This window comes from Xanthovirga aplysinae, from assembly GCF_009711365.1.
Classification (GTDB): domain Bacteria; phylum Bacteroidota; class Bacteroidia; order Cytophagales; family Cyclobacteriaceae; genus Xanthovirga; species Xanthovirga aplysinae.
In genome coordinates this window covers 1-3267 of sequence record NZ_SMMB01000681.1, presented here as the reverse complement: position 1 = coordinate 3267, position 3267 = coordinate 1, and the positions used below count along the sequence as shown (strand labels likewise).

Here is a 3267-nt window from a genome sequence, read left to right as displayed (position 1 = left end):
TTATGGCCGATTCCTGGACCGAACTTTTGAGGTCAATGACAATAACCCTACTCCAAGTCATACGGATTACGATGGAGTTGACCGTGTTCCTACTAAGAGTGCTGTATTATTAGGTCATCACTTCTCCTCTATTGCGGGAGCTGGACCAGTGGTAGGCCCAATAATTGCCGGTTTAGCATTTGGTTGGTTACCTGCTCTTTTATGGATAGTCTTGGGCTCCATATTTTTTGGAGGTGTTCATGATTATACTTCATTGATGGCTTCTATTCGCCATAAAGCAAAATCAGTTGCTGAAATTGCGAAAGAACATATGAGCCCACTAGCCTACCGAATGATGCTAGTTTTTATTTGGTTGGCACTAATATATATCCTCATTGTATTTGTTGATCTTAGTAGTTTAAGTTTCAGTAAATCACCAGAAGTGGCAAGCTCTTCCTCTTTATTTATTTTATTGGCGCTAATTTTCGGTTTCTTAGCATTTAGAAAGAAGCTCTCTCTTTGGAGGACTTCCCTTTTATTCGTACCCCTTGTTTTCATCGGTGTATACGTAGGTGACCTTTTCCCTTTGGAGTTAAATTCTTTATCACAAAGTATTGGATTGTCAAATCAACAACTTTGGAGCATTATTTTACTTCTGTATTGTCTCATTGCATCCATTTCACCAGTCTGGGCATTACTGCAACCTAGAGACTATTTATCGTCCTTTCTTTTATATGGCTCTTTAATAGGTGCATTTATTGGAATCCTGTTTGGTGGCTTTGAAATGTCCTACCCAGCCTTCACCGATTGGACAAGTATCAACAATGAAACTCTTTTCCCAATCCTATTTATCACTATTGCCTGCGGAGCTTGTTCGGGCTTTCATTCAATAGTTTCTTCTGGAACTACCTCCAAACAATTAAATAGCGAGACAGATGCAAGAAAAATTGGTTATGGAGCTATGTTGATTGAAGGATTAGTAGCCGTTATTGCCTTGTTTACTGTTGCTATGCTTACAAAAGATAGTCCAATGGTAAAGCAGGACCCACTGGCAGTATACGGTGCTGGAATTGGAAATTTTCTTTCCGTATTAGGCCTCCCATTTGAAATGGGTCAATCCTTTGGGATTCTTACCATTTCCACCTTTCTTTTAACTACCTTGGATACCTCCACACGTTTGGGAAGGTATATTTTTGAGGAATTTTTTAGCTTAAAATCTTCTAGATTGAACATGATCTTAGCTACTTTATCCTGCTTATTAATTCCTTTAATGTTCAATTTTATCGCGCTACATGACGCCCTGGGAAACCCTATTCCTGTATGGAAAGCCATTTGGCCAGTATTTGGAGCCACAAACCAACTATTAGCAGGGCTGGCCCTATTAGTGGTTTATGTATGGTTGAAGAAAAAAAATAAAAACACTTGGTTTGTTGCTATACCAATGGTATTTATGCTAAGTATGACTATTTGGGCACTAAGCCAGTTAATCCTTCAAACTGGGTTTACATTGGTGGGGATAATTGCAGTAGCTCTTTTGAGTTTATCCATTATATTGGTTATTGAGGCTTTTAGAACCATTCTTGGAGAAAGCAAGCAAGTAATAGAAATTAAATCGAAGGCTTAACCAGGGTTTTTCTTTCTATTTAAGGGATTAAGTAAAAGTAAGATAATGGAATGAGTCTAATTTAATTAATAATGAGATTTGTCGAATTTTTGTCTGAAGTGATAAAAATATACTTAATGAAATAAAATTAAAAAAACACCCTAAAAATAGAACTTATTCTATAAGGATCAGGAAGTTAATCAATTAAATCTAGACTAGCTTCCTTTTTCCAGTACCATTGCATTTCTGCACAAGAAGACAAACCCCCATTTTTCTACCTTTATAGACATCTATAAAGCTTATCTACCATTTAATCTCTTCCTTTCCATAGCTTTTGAGAAAAGCATTAGTATTGGAAAAAGGTTTGGAACCAAAAAAACCTCTTCGTGCTGACAAAGGAGAAGGATGAGCACTTTTTATTACTAGGTGCTTACCCTCATTGATTTTCCTACCTTTCTTTTGGGCATAAGCCCCCCATAAAATAAAGACCACGTGTTCTTTAAGATCAGATATCCTTTGAATAACTTGGTCTGTAAACTCTTCCCAACCCTTGTTTTGATGTGCTCCAGGAGATTGAGCTGCAACAGTTAAAGTAGCATTTAATAGTAAAACTCCTTGGTCGGCCCAACGCTGCAAACAACCTGACTCCCTTATTTCTGTATTCAGATCGGATTGAAGTTCCTTGAATATATTTTGTAAAGAAGGTGGTTTTTTAATTCCGTCATTTACGGAGAAACATAGCCCATTCGCTTGTCCAGGCCCATGGTAAGGGTCTTGGCCTATTAAAACCACTTTCAGTTTATTAAAGGGACAGCTCTCAAAAGCCTTAAAAATATCCTGCCTTATAGGATAAATGGTTTCATTTTCATACTCCTTCTCAACAAACTCGGACAATTTCTTAAAATAAGGCTTCCCAAACTCATCTTGCATTACCTTTTTCCAGGAAGATTCATGTATTAATATCATAAAACTGGCCTCATTTTTATTCAAAAAATCTCAACAACCTCGCATTGCTTAATTTTAAAAAGCATTTGAATTCATTACTTTTCCTTAGGAAATAATAACAAATTCTAATTTGAAGGGTAAAGGTACTTTTAGAGCCAATTACGCTAGCATTCCTTTCCTTAAAGTTATTCCAAAATTTTCTTAGTAATCTTATTCAACAAATTAAGATTATAAAGCCCTTCAAATATACCTTAATACTCCCATATTTTTACAACTTGCCCATTTTCTTAAGTATCCCTCTATGAATCTTCATTTTGATTTGATGAAGATTTTGTACAACAGCTGGTAAATTATTATAAGAAAAATGATCAAAATATTCTTGTTCTCCCCCAAAACTCCTATAAAATCTGGAGAACAAATGATCTTCAGGGCTTTCAAAATCTAAAATATAATTAGAATTTTGGAACTCTCTTATGATTCGATCAATTATAAGAGATCTTCCATTTTGGCTTTTAGCGGAATCCAAACAAGCATTAAACAAATAGATAATTCTTTCCTTAAAAATCACAAAAAAAGCTCCACAATTTAACCTTCCATCCTCTCCTCTTATATAATAAAGTCGGTATTGACATTTATGTTGAAACGCCTTAAAAAGAGATCTAAATGTATCATAAGCCTCCTCAGTCACTCCCCCAGGAATTCTTAACTCTGTATCCTCTTTAAAAATTGAAATCAGGGGT

At 35.6% G+C, this 3267-nt stretch carries 2 protein-coding genes and 1 pseudogene; 1 reads left to right on the top strand and 2 read right to left on the bottom strand.

Annotated elements, in window-relative coordinates; genetic code table 11:
- Nucleotides 1-1603, top strand: a 1603-nt coding sequence (locus E1171_RS04130; RefSeq protein ID WP_155204382.1) for a carbon starvation CstA family protein, incomplete at its 5' end; no start/stop codon positions are given.
- 282 nt (nt 1604-1885) lie between these two features.
- On the opposite strand, the gene E1171_RS04125 is transcribed toward E1171_RS04130, so the two are convergent.
- Together E1171_RS04125 and E1171_RS23600 are read right to left on the bottom strand one after the other, a co-directional pair.
- Complete coding sequence (locus E1171_RS04125) at nt 1886-2548, bottom strand: uracil-DNA glycosylase (protein WP_155204380.1); 663 nt, start codon at nt 2546-2548, stop codon at nt 1886-1888.
- Between the two features lie 247 nt (nt 2549-2795).
- Nucleotides 2796-3267, bottom strand: a pseudogene (locus E1171_RS23600) (hypothetical protein); the annotation flags it as partial.

Coding starts and splice junctions, on each gene's coding strand:
- E1171_RS04125 (WP_155204380.1), bottom strand. CDS start 2,548: ATGATATTAATACATGAATCTTCCTGGAAAAAGGTAATGCAAGATGAG.